We start from the raw sequence: 14,009 nt of genomic DNA, 5'->3' as shown, positions 1-14,009 counted from the left end.
TTATGCTTTATAAACAATGTTACCATCACAGATAGTGTATTTGACAACACCTTGGAGTTTTTCACCGATAAATGGTGAATTTGAAGCTTTAGAAGCAAAATGGTCAGAGACAACACGTTCTTCTTTGTCAGCGAAAATCACGATGTCAGCTGGGCCATTTTCAGCCAAATAACCTGCATCGAAATCATACATAGATGACGGATTGATGGTCATCTTAGCAAGCAATTCTGAAAGCGTCAAGTCGCCTGTCGCTACCAAGTTTGTCAAACCAAGTGATAACGACGTTTCAAGCCCTGTCATGCCTGATGGGGATTTTGTGATGTCTTCAACATTCTTTTCATCGGCGTGGTGTGGCGCGTGGTCAGTCGCAATCACAGAAATGACGCCAGATTTCAAGCCTTCAATAACCGCTAAGCGATCCTTTTCTGTACGAAGTGGTGGGTTCATCTTAGCTGCAGAACCTTTGATCAAAAGCAAATCCTCTGTTTTTGAGAAATGTTGCGGTGCTGCTTCTGCAGTGACGTTTGCCCCCAATTGTTGAGCAAATTCAACCACTTTCACTGATTCAGCTTTTGACAAGTGTTGGATATGCAAATGAGCTCCGCGGTCATAGGCAATCATAACATCACGCGCAATCATGCTGTATTCTGCCACACCTGTTGCTCCGCAGAAATGGAATTTATCACGTGCGATACCTTCGTTAAATCCAAGGATGCCGTTTAATTCTGGGTCTTCTTCGTGCACAGCCACAAATGTGTTGTTTGCTTTAGCCAAATCCAAGGCTTCTTTTAACACTTTTGTGCTTTGAAGCGGAATACCATCATCAGAAAAGCTAAGAGCACCATTTTCAAGCAAAGCCTTAAAATCAGTCAAAGTCTTGCCGTCAAAGTTTTTCGTTACGGTTGCATTAGTGTAAACGTGAACGTTCTCCTTAGCTGCACTTACTAAAACTTCTTTCAAAGTCTCAACGTCAGAAATGGTAGGGTTGGTATTTGCCATCATCACAACTGATGTGAAGCCACCAGCTGCCGCTGCTAATGCACCTGTGTGAATGTCTTCTTTATGCGTTTGACCTGGTTCACGGAAGTGTACATGAATATCCACCAAACCTGGTGCCACAACAAGACCAGTAGCGTCAATCACTTCAGCATCAGCTTCTTCAATTGCATCCGCAATTTTAACAACTTTTTTACCATCAACAAGTACATCCGCTACCTGATCAAAACCAGATTTCGGATCAACAACACGACCATTTTTAATAAGTAACATGTTAAACTCCTATTATTTCAACCAATCAATTGGTTCAAGGCCATCCTCTGTCAAATATGCGTTAGCTTTTGAGAAAGGGTGGCTGCCAAAAAATCCTCGATAAGCCGAGAGTGGACTTGGGTGCGCACTTTCAATGACATGATGGATAGGATTGGTAATGAGAACTTTTTTCTTACGTGCAAAGCCACCCCACAGGATAAAGACAACAGGTGTTTCTTTTTGATTAACCACCTTGATAATCGCATCTGTGAAAGGTTCCCAGATTTGCCCCGCATGACCATTTGCACGACCAGCTGGAACTGTCAAGCAAGCATTTAAAAGAAGCACTCCTTGCTGTGCCCATGGTGTTAAATCGTGGTGATCACGTTGCCCCAAATCATCTGCCAATTCTTTCAAAATATTTTGCAAAGATGGCGGAGCTGGAATGTCTTCTGGCACTGAAAATGACAAGCCTTGTGCTTGATTCGGACCATGGTAAGGATCCTGACCAATGATGACAACTTTTACATTTTCTAGTGCTGTTGTCTGAATCGCGTTAAAGACTTTTTCACGTGGTGGGTAAACCAATTCTTGTTGATAGACCAAGTCCATAAACTGATTGATTTGCCCAAAATAATACTCTGGTAATTCCTTTTTAATTAATTCATGCCAAGTTGAATGTTGCATGTTCACTCCTCGTTAGTTTTAGTATTTCCCTACTAAATCTAGCTTTTCTTTTGCCAAGATATGACCATCCATAGCATGTAGCAAATCATTCATGTAAAAACCATTTTCAAGTGGCACTTCACAATCCAAAGCATAGACCGTAAGGGTATAAACATGGTCTTTATCCGGTGGATATGGTCCCATATAACCATCATAAATATCTGAGTTATCCTCATTTAAAAACTTGCTAACCAAGCTATTTTTACCATGAGTGTGCTTAGCATCTAGACGAGAAAAATCCTCTGAGATAGCTGTCATATCATTAGGAACATTAGCCACTACCCAGTGAATGTAAGCAAAGCCACAAACTGGAATAGAATCATAGTCGACAAAGGTCCAAGCAAATGTCTTTGTTCCTTTGGGAACATCCTCAATCGTAAAAGGAAAAGAAATTACAGCGTTTCCTCTCACTTGAACACTAGCCCCTTTAGCATAGGTATCTGGTAAAACATTATCTTTAAATGGTGATGATAGTTTCATTATAACCCCTTTCCATGTTTAAACCAAGAAGGCCACCAAAGTTTTTCACCTTAGTAGCCAAATACTAACTCATTTAGTCACGCCAAGTTTCTTGATTTTCTTTAAACTTGCGTAACAATGTCAAATCATCAGCAGTGATGTAACCTTGTACTTTAGCCACTTTGATAAGCTCTGTGTAGTTAGAAAGTGTTACAAGTTTTACACCTGCTTTTTCAAAGTTTTCAGTTGCTTTTGGCAATTCATAAGTGAAGATGGCTACCACACCGATAACATCAGCTCCTTCACGTTCGGCAGCTGCTACAGCTTCAAGAACTGAACCACCAGTTGAGATAAGGTCTTCAACGACAACCATTTTTTGTCCTTTTGTTACACGACCTTCGATTTGATTTCCAGCACCATGATCTTTTGGTTTACTACGAATGTAAGCAAATGGAAGATTCATTTTATCAGCGATAATGGCACCATGTGGGATACCAGCTGTTGCAGTTCCGGCAATTACTTCAACTTCTGGGAATTCTTCTTTGATTTTGTCAACAAACCCATTTTCAATCAAAGTACGTGTTTCTGGGTAAGACAAAGTTACACGATTATCTGTGTAGATTGGTGATTTAATCCCAGATGCCCAAGTAAATGGATCATTTGGTTTCAAGTAAACTGCTTGAATATCAAGCAAATCTGATGCAATTTGTGATGCTAAAGTCATTTTATTCCTCTTTTCTAAACTCAAAAATCAATTGTCGTCTTAGTATTAAAATACTAAGCGTTCCATTCGTTGTAAATGGCTTTGTAAGCTGCCACTGGATCCTCAGCTTTAGTAATTGGTCGTCCAACAACGATATAACTTGATCCGATAGCTGATGCTTGACTTGGCGTCATGACGCGTTTTTGGTCACCAACCACAGCTCCTGCTGGGCGAATACCTGGCGTCAAGCAGACAAAATCATCTGACGTTTCCTCTTTGATAACAGCAACTTCACAAGCTGAGCAGACAACGCCATTAAGACCAGCTTCTTCTGCTTTTTTCGCATAATGAAGCACAGAATCAACCAAGCTTGTCTGAATATTTTGATCTGCTTTCATCTGTTCAGCTGATGTTGAGGTTAATTGAGTTACTGCGATCAGTTTTGGACCTTGTCCAAGCCCTTCACGCGCCGCTTTCATCATCTCAACACCACCAGCTGCGTGAACATTGGTCATGTCCACACCTAGATTTGAAAGCACACGCATTGCTGATTTAACCGTATTCGGAATGTCATGCAATTTCAAATCTAGGAAAACTGAGTGTCCAAGAGATTTCACATAACGAACAATCTCTGGTCCTTCAGCATAATAAAGTTCCATACCAATCTTGACATAGAGCTTCTCATCTGCAGGGAACAAAGCAAGAAATGATTTCACATCATCAAATGATGGAAAATCAAGAGCAATAATCGGACGACTTTCGTGCATTTTTTCTCCTTTTTCTATAAAGAAAACCCCGCCAGAGGGCGAGGTTACACGAAAAGCAGGGTAGCAAACACCCCATTATCAAAGATTATATCTTCTTTTTTCACGAACCTTTCTCGCCTCTCTGGACTCAATTAAAGGTTATTCAGTTGTTAATATTATATCTTTTTTTACAATCAAAGTCAAAAATTTACTGACTTTTTAATCAAATAGCATAGCTTATTTGCCACGTAAATCTTGGCGAACTTCGCGACGTAAAGTTTCAAGATCTGTGATGCCATACTGGTCCATGACTTCTGGCAAACGCTCGATGATATTTGGACAAGCGTAAGGATCTGCAAAGTTCGCTGTTCCAACACCAATAGCTGACGCACCAGCAATCATCATCTCAATAGCCGCTTCTGCCGAATCAACACCACCCATACCAATAATTGGCAAATCAGAACTTTGCGCTACTTGACGAATAAGCTTAAGAGCTACTGGAAAGACCGCTGGACCGCTCATACCTCCTGTACCATTGGCAATGATTGGTTTACGTGTTTTCAAATCAAATCGCATGCCAACCAAAGTATTAATCATGGTAAACCCTGTCGCACCGGCTTCTTCAACAGCCTTAGCAACTGTCGTAATATCAGCAACACTTGGTGTTAGTTTGACGTAAACTGGCACATCTGAATTCTCAACACTCGCTTTAACGGCAGCGTAAGCCAACTCAGGCACCTGACCAATCAAAAGACCGTGATTGCCGTGGTCAACATTCGGACATGAGATGTTAAGCTCAATTGCTTTGACGTTTGGAGCTTTTGAAATCTTTTTTGACACATAAGCGTATTCGTCATTTGAGAATCCTGCAACATTAGCAATGATTGGCAATTCTGGGAAATGCTCAGCTAACCAAGGAAGTTTTTCTGACAAGACCACGTCGACACCAGGGTTTTGCAAGCCAATAGCGTTTAACATGCCTGATGGTGTTTCTGCCACACGAGGTGTCGGATTTCCAAAACGCGCATCCTTAGTCGTTGCCTTAATCATGATTGAGCCAAGTTTATCCAAATCATAGTATTTGGCGTATTCTTGTCCAAAACCAAAGCAACCTGACGCTGGAATAATCGGATTTTTTAAATCAAGTCCTGGAAGTTTGACCGCTAAACTATTTTCTGACATGATTTTGCCTCCTTACAAAATGATTTGACCAGTTTCAAAGACTGGACCATCTTCACACACACGCTTGTTGGCTGCTTCTTTGGCATTTCGCAAATGCACCACACAAGCGTAGCAAGCACCCATGCCACAAGCCATACGTGATTCCATTGACAGATAAGCATGTGGGTGATTTTCAAATTTCTTGTCCACATATTTCAGCATGCCAGGCGCACCACATGAATAAATGGCATCAAATGACTGCTTTTCAACCAAATCATCGACAACCGTTGACACATAACCCTTAATACCATATGAGCCATCATCTGTTGTCACATAAACCTTACCGTAAGCTGATAATGCCTCTTCTAGAATCACAGCATCTTTAGTCGCAAATCCAAGCACAGAAACGACTTTAACACCTTTAGCAGCAAGCTGCTTAGCTGTTTCAACCAAAGGCGGAACACCAATACCCCCACCAATGAGAAGAGCTGTTTGCCCAGCTGAGATGACTGACAAATCAAAGCTATTACCCTGAGGTCCCATGGTATCAACGCGATCACCAGCTTTTAGCTGAGATAAAATAGTCGTCCCAGCACGTTCTACTCGGTAAACAATTGTTGCCACTTTATTGACCTTATCAATCTGACAAATCGAAATCGGACGTCGTAAAAGTTTGCTAGGGTCCGGCACACGCAAGTGCAAAAATTGACCAGGTGCCATGTCCAAGACCATCTCACCAGAAAGCTTCATCTCAAAAATGCGTGGGGCAATCTCACGTTGACTAACAATCAGCAAATCTTCTTTTAACACAGAAGTTTTGTCTTTACAACTTGAATTCATAGTGTTCCTTTCACACAAAAAAACCTCGCCAGAAGGCAAGGTTACAGCAAAATAAGCAGAGCACACCAAAGTACACTCATACCCTTTATCAGAGATAACACTCTTTTTTACAGTAACCTTGAAAGTCTCTCTGGACTTAATTAAAGGTTTTCAAATTTTCACTATTATAACGCGTTTTCATTTGCTTGTCAATTATTTTTGTAAGTTTCTGATACTTCTCTTGTCCGCAGATAATTAAATCAAACCATGACAAGAGGAGTTTAAAGTAGCTTAGAAACATGCTAAACACACTATCCTTTAATATCCTTCCTTATGACATGTTATGATATGGTCAACGCTAAAGTTCGAAGATAAACTTAGCACAACGCAAAAAAGACAGTAGCTACAACTACTGTCTTTTTTTGTTTTCAGAGAAAACTCAGGTTAATGGTTGTCACGTTTGTTTTGAATGTACTGAATCAACCACTCAGCAACTACTTCTGCAGCAATACCAACTACAAAAGGTATCAAAACAAGTTCGAAGATAACATTCACAACGCTTACCTCCAAACTAAGTTCGTAACTTGCTTAAATATTGTCGCGACCCTAACATTATACCGAAAATGGTTCTATTTCAAAAAAGAAAATCTGATTTAGTCCCTTAAGCAAGCCAATTTTTCTTAATTCCAGGCTCATGAAAAAACAGTCCACTGGACTTATTCGCTTTTCTGTTTTCAGGCTCATGAAAAAACAGTCCACTGGACTTATTCGCTTTTCCGTTTTCAGGCTCATGAAAAAACAGTCCACTGGACTGTTTTTTTTAATCTGGATATGCTGCATAAGAATAGATTTGTAAATCAGAGCGTCCAGTAAATGGGGTGATTTCTGACATCAAGGTTTCAAAGCGACTATCTTTTAGCAAGATATTTTGACCATAAATCAATAGATTGATTGGTTCAGTCGGTTCGCTAATCAAATTACCTTCTTCATCAAAGACTTCTTTCTTGCGGCGACGTAATTCATTTAAAACATTTTCAAGGATAACCAAGCAATCTGAGATATTATCTACTGCACCATAAAAACGATCAAACGCATTGTAGAAGTTAATCTCGCGCTTCAAATCATCTCCAGCATCCAAGACACATACCAAGCCTTTATGGTCGAAAAGGAAGTGGCGGAACTGCTTAACAGCCTCATCACGACTGATTACTGGAAAATCAGACTCTTTTGATTCTTGCTCTTCATTCTCCTCGTCAGAAGTTTCCACCTCTACCTCAACAGCTGGTTCTTCATCAACTGACTCACTTACTTCTTCTGGGCTTACTTCAGTTTGAGGAGTATCTTCTTCAGCATCAGTAGTTTCAACAGTTTCTGCTTCGTCAGCAACGACAGATTCAAGGACTTCCTCAGCGTCTTCTTTGTTATCGGCTACTTCGTCATTTCCTTTAACAACTTCTTTTAATTCATCTGGTCCAAGAACTTTTTCGGACTTAGCTGCTTTTTCTTTAGCTAATTCTTTTTCTACTAATTCTGGGATAGACTCAACTTTTTCGTCTTTACTGTCATCATAAACTTCTTCAGATTTTCTTGGCGTCAAGGCATCAATCTTAGCCATTAGCTCTGCTTTTTTGACTTCTCTTTTCTTGTATTCCACAACTTGTAGCGGATCAACCAAAAGAGGGTATTCAGATTCTTCTTTGATTGATAAATTTGTTACACGAAGAGAGGTAAAGACATCAATCAAAACACCAAAAACGCGTTGACGATTATCACCCAAAATCGCATGGAAAACAGACTTAGACTCACAAATTTCCAAGACATTATCAATCCCACGAATCCAAGTACCGACAATATCCAAAGAGTGATTCATCAATCTGAATGACGCTTCATCATACCAGAAAGTTGACTTAATCAACTTTTTTTGCTTAGAAAGCGCATCCACTGCTGCCAAAATTTCACCTAACTCTGATTGCACAATATTTGGCGAAAAAGAAGCCCCCAATAAAGATGGGGTCTTCTCAACCAAAACAATTTCATCTCTGAAAAGTGTTAGGTAATGAATGCTGACAAGTAATTTTTGAATTAATAAACGATGCCCATTTGAATTTGTATCTTTCATCGCTACCACCACACTCACCTTATAACTTATATTACATTTCTATTACAGTACGTTACTACTAATATATCACATAATAGATGAAAGGACAATGAAAAAAGATAAGAAGCCTGAAAATAAAAAGAAAAACCGAACGATATATTAATTGACAGGAAAAGATTCTTCTCACACTCTATACCTAATGAGAAGGAAGGTTTTTTAATGGCTTTTACAGTAAAACCAATAAAGATTAATAAGAGCAAAACAATTCTAAATTGTTAACAACTGAACTATCTAACCCTTTCAAGGAAAAAAGTAACTTACATATGATGGATGATTTTGAAGGCGCAACAATCCTAAATCACGAATAGTTAACCTTTGAAAAATATAGCAAAGACCTCCTCCTGAAGTACCAAAAATTCAAAAGGAGGTTTCTTTTCTTAGTCTACTTAAAAAGTTTCACATAATCGCTTTTTATTGAAAATAAATTTGTAACAGCTACACGTCTTTGATTACCATCAATAAAATATAAAACAATATAATCTCTTTTTAAAGTGATTTCCCTCCTTTTGTTATTGGAATCTATTACCTTTCCAAATTTCTCATCTGCATCAAAACCAGATTTAGGAAACATTTTCAATATAGATATATTATCTCGAATTTCTTTAATTTTTTTCTTTGCAGTAATCGGAGCAGAAAGCTCTTTAGCTATATAGTCATATATTTCATCTAGTTTTGTAATCATATTACTTTGGAAAACAATCTCATAAACCGTATCGTTCATTTAAATCTTCCTCAGTATAATATTTTCCAGTTTTATATTCTGCTATGCTTTCATTTACCTCTGTCTGAAGTTGTCTAAACAATCTTTCTTTTTCAAGCTCTTCTTCACTCATCAGGTTAATTTCTCTGGTAATAGCCACTTGCTTAACAAATAAATCAAGTGCCCTCGACAAAGTAGTTCCCTGTTTTTTCGAATTAATCTTTGCCTGCTCTAACAATTCCTTATTAGTCAAAAACTTGAAATCTCGATTTCTTTCAATAATAGCAACCATCATTATACCATCTATTTTTTATGGCCCTATTATACCATTTTTTTCTTGTTATACTAAAATTATTACTGCTTTTACGCATAAAAAACGAAGGCTTACACCCTCGTTTCTAATCATTATTTTTTAACGTCTTGTTTGTAGAATTCTTGCAAAGCTTCTTGCCAAGTTGGAATGACAAAACCAGTAGCTTTTGCTTTTTTAAGACTCATTGTTGAGTTAAATGGACGTTTTGCTTTTGCTGGGAATTGGCTTGAATCAACTGGTTTAACCACGACATCAGTATCTTTCAAGATTTCAACCGCAAAATCAAACCAAGTTGTATCTTCAGTAGCATCATTTGACAAGTGATAGTAACCAAATTCTTTTTGGTTTTCTGTCAAATAAGTCATGAATTCTGCCAATGTACGAGTCCATGTTGGACGACCGTGTTGGTCATTAACAACAGTTAATGTGTCATGAGTTTTGGCAAGGTTTTGCATTGTGAAGACAAAGTTTTTACCGTAGTTACCAAATACCCAAGCAGTACGGATAATGTAGAAGTTTTTAGTATATTTTTCAACTGCTTCTTCACCCAAACGTTTTGTACGACCGTATTCAGTTTGAGGATCTGGAGTATCATCAACTTCCCATTCTTGACCAACTGGTTTTTCACCATCAAAAACATAGTCAGTTGAAATGTAAACAAGAGTTGCACCATATTTTGCTGCAACTTTAGCTACGATTTCAGTACCTGTCACGTTGATGGCGTAGTCAAGTTCTTTACCTTCATCTTCAGCCGCATCAACCGCAGTGTAAGCCGCACAGTGGTAAACAAGTGTTGGTTTAACTTGCGCAAACACTTCATCAACTTTCTCAGCATTAGTGATATCCATTTCTGCAACGTCAACCGCTACATACTCCTCACCACGTTCATCCAAAAGATAACGTAATTCTGTTCCTAGTTGCCCATTGGCACCTGTAACTAAAATCATTTTAGCACTCCTTTTATCATATCTAAAGGCTTTCAAACCTTTTAAATCATTCCCTACTATTTTACACTATTTTTTCAGAAAAAGCAGTAATCAGAAGCAAAGATTCAATTAAATTTAGAATTTTTTAATTAAATCAATTTCAAAGCACTTGTTGTTTTTTAAAAAAACAGTTTACTGATATCTTTAAAAAAAATTAGGGTTTTTAGTTGTTTTAAAATTCAGAAAGCGGTATAATTTTAGTCAGGAGGTTTTTTAAATGAAATTATTTTCATCAGCTATTTTAGCTAAGTTAATTTTGGATTATCGTAAAGATAATAAAGTGTCTCAGGAAGCTTTGGCTACTGAGAGTGGCATTAATCGTTCTATCTTAAGTAAGATCGAGCAAGGTGAACACATTCCATCAATTAGCCAGATTGAAACTCTTGCTAATATTATTAGATTTGACATCACAGATTTGTTTACTATTAAAAAAGAAAAAACACAAAAACTTAACCATGCTTATAATATTGCTGTTGCAGGTACTGGCTATGTAGGTTTGTCAATCGCGACTCTACTTGCTCAGCACAACCATGTCACTGCAGTTGATATTATTCCTGAAAAAGTTGAACTTATCAATAACAAAAAATCACCTATTCAAGATGATTATATTGAAAAATACCTTGCTGAAAAAGAGCTTGACTTAGTTGCTACTCTTGACGGTGATACTGCTTATAAAGATGCTGACTTTGTTATCATAGCTGCTCCTACTAACTATGACAGTGAAAAGAACTATTTCGATACTAGTGCTGTTGAATCAGTTATCGAACAAGTTCTTTCTGTTAATAAAGATGCCATTATGGTCATCAAGTCTACAATTCCTGTAGGATTTACTGACTCTGTACGTCAAAAGTTCAATACAAAAAATATCATCTTCAGTCCAGAATTTTTACGTGAATCAAAAGCGTTGTATGACAACCTTTATCCAAGTCGTATCATCGTATCAACCGACAAAGAAGACGAAGAACTCACAAAATCTGCTAAACTTTTTGCCCAACTTCTTCAAGACGGTGCTGAAAAAGAAAATATCGATACTCTCTTTATGGGATTCACTGAAGCCGAAGCCGTTAAACTTTTCGCAAATACTTATCTCGCCCTTCGTGTTTCTTACTTTAACGAACTTGATACATATGCCGAGTTAAAAGGACTTGATACACAAGCAATTATTAACGGTGTTGGTCTGGATCCACGTATCGGTACACATTACAATAACCCATCATTTGGTTATGGCGGTTACTGCTTGCCAAAAGATACAAAACAACTTTTGGCTAACTACAATGATATCCCTCAAAATATGATGACTGCCATCGTTGAATCAAACCGTACACGTAAAGACTTTATCGCTGACCAAGTTCTAAAACTTGCAGGGTATTACGCTTATACAAATAACGATAACTACTCACCACAACAAGAAAAAGAAACTGTTATCGGTGTTTACCGACTAACTATGAAGAGTAACTCTGATAACTTCCGTCAAAGCTCTATCCAAGGTGTCATGAAACGTATCAAAGCCAAAGGTGCTACTGTTATCATCTACGAACCAACTCTAGAAAATGGTACAACCTTCTTTGGTTCAAAAGTTGTGAACAACCTTAAACAATTCAAAAAACTTAGTCAAAGCATCGTCGCTAATCGCTACAACACCGAACTGGACGATGTCAAAGAAAAAGTTTACACACGCGATATCTTTAGAAGAGATTAATGAAGGTGAGATAAAGTGACTAAAAGCAAACGTAAATCAAATATTGAACTACTACGCATTATTGCGATGATTCTAATTATTGCGCATCATTTTGCGTTACATGGTAAGTTCACATTTCCAACATCTTTAATCACTCCTAATAGACTTTGGATTCAGTTTATTAAAATGGGCGGAACCATCGGAATTAATTTATTTGTTTTAATATCCGGATACTTTTTAATCAAATCTCAAAATATTAAAATAGATAAAATTATAAAATTTTGGCTACAAATTTTTATATATTCTATTGTATTATATGGAATTTTTACCACAATAGGATTTTACCAGTTCTCAATCAAAGAATTGGTAAAACATCTTCTTCCAATAACGTTCGGTGAATGGTGGTTTGCAAGTACATATTTTGTTCTATATATTCTTTCCCCATTTTTAAACAAATTATTACTTTCATTATCAAAAAAAGATTATAAACTTTTTATTCTAATACTAACAATTTTTTGGAGTGTTATTCCTACATTAACAGGACAGAAATTTCTTTCTGATAACTTATTGTGGTTTATTTATCTCTATTCACTGTCTGGATACTTAAGATTACACTATAATTTTAGATATAATGCTAAAAAGTATCTTCTATATTCACTTTCAATAACTCTCCTAACCTTTTTAACTGTTATAATTTTTGACATTATTGGTATGAAATACAAAATTTTTGCAGAGCACTCTACTTACTTTTATGATAAACAAAGAATACCAATATTGGTTTTATCCGTATTATTATTTTTAGGCTTTTCAAAAATTGATCTGCAATACAACAAATTAATAAACATCATTTCATCAACAACATTTGGAATATATCTAATTCACGATAATAGCTATGTAAGAAATTTTTTATGGATTTCATTCTTTAAAAACTCATCACACGAACAAGATAAGTTTCTAATTCCATATTCTATTTCTGTAATTTTACTAGTTTTTATCGTTTGCTCATTTATTGAATTTATAAGACAATACTTTTTTGAAAGTTTATACAGTAATAAATTACCTAAAAATTCTAAAAAAATTTAATATTAATTGTTCAATTAGTCATAACCACCCGTGAAAACGGGTGGTTTTTATCTAACTCCTTTGGTAGTGAGACTGACTAAAGTCAGGTAATAAAAAAGCTGTCCGAGAACATACTATCCCTGTACAGCCTTTATATATAAATCTTAATCAAGAACTTTTTGAGTTTTAGCATAGTTGGCTTCAACTGCTTCTTTTTCAGCTTTCCACCAATCTTGGTTATCTGTGTACCATTTGATTGTTGCTTCAAGTCCTTCTTCAAAATTATTGTATTGTGGTTCCCAACCAAGTTCTTCACGAAGTTTAGTTGAATCGATTGCGTAACGAAGGTCGTGACCAGCACGGTCTGTTACGTGATCGTAAGCATCTTTTGGTTGACCCATTTTTTCAAGGATAAGTTCAAGAACTTCTTTGTTGTTCTTTTCACCATCAGCACCGATAAGGTAAGTTTCACCGATACGTCCTTTTGTCAAGATTGCCCAAACACCTGTTGAGTGGTCGTTTGTGTGAATCCAGTCACGAACGTTTTTACCATCACCGTAAAGTTTTGGTTTAATTCCTGACAAGATATTTGTGATTTGACGAGGAATGAATTTTTCGATGTGTTGGTATGGTCCGTAGTTATTTGAACAGTTAGAGATTGTTGCTTTAACGCCAAATGAACGTACCCAAGCTTTTACGATCAAATCTGATGCAGCTTTTGTTGATGAGTATGGTGAACTTGGGTTGTATTTAGTTTCGGCAGTGAATTTTTCACCTGGGCCTTCACCATGTCCTGGAAGATCTTCGCGAAGTGGAAGATCTCCGTAAACTTCGTCAGTTGATACGTGGTGGAAACGGATATCGTATTTACGAGCAGCTTCCAAAAGTGTGTAAGTACCAACAAAGTTTGTTTGGATGAATGGGCTTGGGTCTTTTAGTGAGTTATCGTTGTGGCTTTCTGCAGCGTAGTGAACGATAGCATCAGCTTTTGCTGCCAATTTGTCAACCAATTCTGCATCTGCGATATCACCAACAACCAATTCAACACGGTCACCAAGGATTTCTTCCAAGTTTGCACGGTTACCTGCGTATGTTAATTTATCAAGAACAGTAACGTGTACATCTGGGTGGTTGTTGTAAACATAGTGTACGAAGTTTGAACCGATAAAACCTGCACCACCGGTTACAATAATATTTTTGTATTCAGACATAATTAAGATACAAAGGGACGTTTCGCTCGCGAAAAATCT

At 37.2% G+C, this 14,009-nt stretch carries 14 protein-coding genes; 2 read left to right on the top strand and 12 right to left on the bottom strand.

The window, feature by feature from the left end:
* The 11 genes from DQN23_RS03820 to rfbD form a co-directional block, all read right to left on the bottom strand.
* A complete protein-coding gene (locus DQN23_RS03820) occupies positions 1–1,269 on the bottom strand; it encodes a dihydroorotase (protein WP_111712763.1) in 1,269 nt (422 codons plus the stop codon).
* A gap of 12 nt (positions 1,270–1,281) precedes the next feature.
* Positions 1,282–1,935 carry a uracil-DNA glycosylase gene (locus DQN23_RS03815; RefSeq protein ID WP_111712762.1) on the bottom strand — a complete coding sequence of 218 codons (654 nt, stop codon included), beginning with the start codon at positions 1,933–1,935 and terminating at the stop codon, positions 1,282–1,284.
* Positions 1,936–1,953: 18 nt separating this feature from the next.
* A complete protein-coding gene (locus DQN23_RS03810) occupies positions 1,954–2,454 on the bottom strand; it encodes a YbhB/YbcL family Raf kinase inhibitor-like protein (RefSeq protein ID WP_111712761.1) in 501 nt (166 codons plus the stop codon).
* A gap of 73 nt (positions 2,455–2,527) precedes the next feature.
* The gene (pyrE, locus tag DQN23_RS03805; RefSeq protein WP_020916593.1) at positions 2,528–3,157 is read right to left on the bottom strand and encodes an orotate phosphoribosyltransferase; all 630 of its coding nucleotides are present in this window, start codon (positions 3,155–3,157) and stop codon (positions 2,528–2,530) included.
* A 53-nt stretch (positions 3,158–3,210) separates the two neighbouring features.
* Entirely contained in the window at positions 3,211–3,903 is a 693-nt protein-coding gene (gene pyrF / locus DQN23_RS03800; protein ID WP_111712760.1) for an orotidine-5'-phosphate decarboxylase, read from the bottom strand.
* A gap of 216 nt (positions 3,904–4,119) precedes the next feature.
* A complete protein-coding gene (locus DQN23_RS03795; RefSeq protein ID WP_111712759.1) occupies positions 4,120–5,064 on the bottom strand; it encodes a dihydroorotate dehydrogenase in 945 nt (314 codons plus the stop codon).
* A gap of 12 nt (positions 5,065–5,076) precedes the next feature.
* Positions 5,077–5,883 carry a dihydroorotate dehydrogenase electron transfer subunit gene (locus tag DQN23_RS03790; RefSeq protein WP_058813854.1) on the bottom strand — a complete coding sequence of 269 codons (807 nt, stop codon included), beginning with the start codon at positions 5,881–5,883 and terminating at the stop codon, positions 5,077–5,079.
* A 799-nt stretch (positions 5,884–6,682) separates the two neighbouring features.
* A complete protein-coding gene (locus DQN23_RS03785) occupies positions 6,683–7,981 on the bottom strand; it encodes a hypothetical protein (RefSeq protein WP_111712758.1) in 1,299 nt (432 codons plus the stop codon).
* Between the two features lie 421 nt (positions 7,982–8,402).
* A complete protein-coding gene (locus DQN23_RS03780; protein ID WP_111712757.1) occupies positions 8,403–8,741 on the bottom strand; it encodes a type II toxin-antitoxin system RelE/ParE family toxin in 339 nt (112 codons plus the stop codon).
* Positions 8,722–9,015 (bottom strand): type II toxin-antitoxin system RelB/ParD family antitoxin, encoded by a 294-nt coding sequence (gene relB, locus DQN23_RS03775; RefSeq protein WP_233422899.1) that lies wholly within the window; start codon positions 9,013–9,015, stop codon positions 8,722–8,724. The genes DQN23_RS03780 and relB overlap by 20 nt, the downstream gene beginning before the upstream one ends.
* Before the next feature lie 110 nt (positions 9,016–9,125).
* On the bottom strand, positions 9,126–9,980 hold the full coding sequence (gene rfbD / locus DQN23_RS03770; protein WP_111712756.1) for a dTDP-4-dehydrorhamnose reductase: 855 nt from the start codon (positions 9,978–9,980) through the stop codon (positions 9,126–9,128).
* 256 nt (positions 9,981–10,236) lie between these two features.
* Between rfbD and DQN23_RS03765 the strand changes: the two genes are divergently transcribed.
* Both DQN23_RS03765 and DQN23_RS03760 read left to right on the top strand, forming a co-directional pair.
* Positions 10,237–11,718: a nucleotide sugar dehydrogenase gene (locus tag DQN23_RS03765; protein WP_111712755.1), complete on the top strand. Its 1,482-nt coding sequence runs from the start codon at positions 10,237–10,239 to the stop codon at positions 11,716–11,718.
* A gap of 15 nt (positions 11,719–11,733) precedes the next feature.
* Positions 11,734–12,780 carry an acyltransferase family protein gene (locus DQN23_RS03760; RefSeq protein WP_111712754.1) on the top strand — a complete coding sequence of 349 codons (1,047 nt, stop codon included), beginning with the start codon at positions 11,734–11,736 and terminating at the stop codon, positions 12,778–12,780.
* Positions 12,781–12,923: 143 nt separating this feature from the next.
* On the opposite strand, the gene rfbB is transcribed toward DQN23_RS03760, so the two are convergent.
* Positions 12,924–13,970: a dTDP-glucose 4,6-dehydratase gene (rfbB, locus tag DQN23_RS03755; RefSeq protein WP_058813849.1), complete on the bottom strand. Its 1,047-nt coding sequence runs from the start codon at positions 13,968–13,970 to the stop codon at positions 12,924–12,926.
* Positions 13,971–14,009 lie beyond the last annotated feature (39 nt).

The organism is Streptococcus lutetiensis, assembly GCF_900475675.1.
GTDB classification, from domain to species: domain Bacteria; phylum Bacillota; class Bacilli; order Lactobacillales; family Streptococcaceae; genus Streptococcus; species Streptococcus lutetiensis.
This window is presented reverse-complemented; position numbering and strand designations above follow the sequence as displayed.

Excerpts from the sequence above, each read along its gene's own strand:
- DQN23_RS03810 (WP_111712761.1), bottom strand. The coding sequence starts at position 2,454 with ATGAAACTATCATCACCATTTAAAGATAATGTTTTACCAGATACCTAT.
- rfbB (WP_058813849.1), bottom strand. The coding sequence starts at position 13,970 with ATGTCTGAATACAAAAATATTATTGTAACCGGTGGTGCAGGTTTTATC.
- DQN23_RS03785 (WP_111712758.1), bottom strand. The coding sequence starts at position 7,981 with ATGAAAGATACAAATTCAAATGGGCATCGTTTATTAATTCAAAAATTA.
- DQN23_RS03765 (WP_111712755.1), top strand. The coding sequence starts at position 10,237 with ATGAAATTATTTTCATCAGCTATTTTAGCTAAGTTAATTTTGGATTAT.
- relB (WP_233422899.1), bottom strand. The coding sequence starts at position 9,015 with ATGATGGTTGCTATTATTGAAAGAAATCGAGATTTCAAGTTTTTGACT.
- DQN23_RS03795 (WP_111712759.1), bottom strand. The coding sequence starts at position 5,064 with ATGTCAGAAAATAGTTTAGCGGTCAAACTTCCAGGACTTGATTTAAAA.
- DQN23_RS03780 (WP_111712757.1), bottom strand. The coding sequence starts at position 8,741 with ATGAACGATACGGTTTATGAGATTGTTTTCCAAAGTAATATGATTACA.
- rfbD (WP_111712756.1), bottom strand. The coding sequence starts at position 9,980 with ATGATTTTAGTTACAGGTGCCAATGGGCAACTAGGAACAGAATTACGT.
- pyrE (WP_020916593.1), bottom strand. The coding sequence starts at position 3,157 with ATGACTTTAGCATCACAAATTGCATCAGATTTGCTTGATATTCAAGCA.
- DQN23_RS03820 (WP_111712763.1), bottom strand. The coding sequence starts at position 1,269 with ATGTTACTTATTAAAAATGGTCGTGTTGTTGATCCGAAATCTGGTTTT.
- pyrF (WP_111712760.1), bottom strand. The coding sequence starts at position 3,903 with ATGCACGAAAGTCGTCCGATTATTGCTCTTGATTTTCCATCATTTGAT.
- DQN23_RS03815 (WP_111712762.1), bottom strand. The coding sequence starts at position 1,935 with ATGCAACATTCAACTTGGCATGAATTAATTAAAAAGGAATTACCAGAG.
- DQN23_RS03790 (WP_058813854.1), bottom strand. The coding sequence starts at position 5,883 with ATGAATTCAAGTTGTAAAGACAAAACTTCTGTGTTAAAAGAAGATTTG.